At 32.2% G+C, this 1,032-nt stretch carries 2 protein-coding genes; both read right to left on the reverse strand.

Annotation, left to right across the window (positions count from 1 at the left end):
* Nucleotides 1-875 (reverse strand): PorP/SprF family type IX secretion system membrane protein (locus ACKTTC_RS12875; protein WP_408040242.1); only part of this gene is annotated, 875 nt, incomplete at its 3' end.
* Nucleotides 876-885: 10 nt separating this feature from the next.
* Nucleotides 886-1,032 (reverse strand): T9SS type B sorting domain-containing protein (locus ACKTTC_RS12880; RefSeq protein ID WP_408040243.1); only part of this gene is annotated, 147 nt, incomplete at its 5' end.

Below are 1,032 nucleotides of genomic sequence, written 5' to 3' on the forward strand. Positions count from 1 at the left end.
CTAAAACTGAATGTCATTAATATTTCATGACTTCCAGAATTAAAGTTTCCTAGGTTTGTAAAAGTATGATCGTAAGCATATCCTATTCTTAACTGGTCTGTAACATTTAATCCTAACATTGCTGAAAATGAATCATCAAAACGATACGATAATCCAAATTCCAAATTATTATTAAATAAAATATTTGCATTATAGTCTACTGAAATAGGAGCTCCTACTGCAGCTTTTACTAAGAATGACGGTTTAAACTTGATATCATTATCAAATTCAAAAACATAACCTCCTGTAAAAAAGTAGTGCATCTCATCCAATGCTTTTGAAATAACTCCGTTGTTTCTTTCAAAATGAACTGTTTTTAACACATTGGGAACAGATAATCCTAAATAATACTTATCTGTATAATAGTAAACTCCCGCTCCAAAATTAGGCTTCACTTCATTCAAATTATTCTGAAATGCAATATCTCCTGAATTAACTGTAGTTAAAAATGCTAATGGTGCAGATAAAAATGTGGCTCCTGCTTTTAATCCAAAAGCTAATTTAGCTTGCTCACTAACATCTAAACTATAAGAAATATCTGCATACACATTCTCCTCTGATAAAGGCCCTATTCGATCTGCTAAGACCGAAAGACCTAATCCTAAATTACTACCTATAGGCGCTTGCGCATTAAACGTAAGCGTTCTCGGAGCATCTTTAATACCAACCCATTGAGATCTGGCTAAAAAACTCAATACTAAACCATCTTGAGCTCCTGCATATCCTGGATTCACAATATTCATATTGTACATGTATTGTGTATACTGTGGGTCTTGTTGCCCTTTTACAGAAAGGACACTAAACATTACTGCTATTATAAATATAAATCTTTTCATTTCTTTTTTATTATCTATTTAAATAAACCCAACCTACATATTCTCTACCTGTACCATCGTTTAATTGTATCACATAATAGTATGTTCCAACTGGAACTGGTTCGTCATTAAAGAATGTTAAACTAACATTTGCATAACCATTCCACCATTGTGGATT

Source organism: Tenacibaculum amylolyticum, from assembly GCF_964511145.1.
Taxonomy (GTDB): Bacteria; Bacteroidota; Bacteroidia; order Flavobacteriales; family Flavobacteriaceae; genus Polaribacter; species Polaribacter amylolyticum.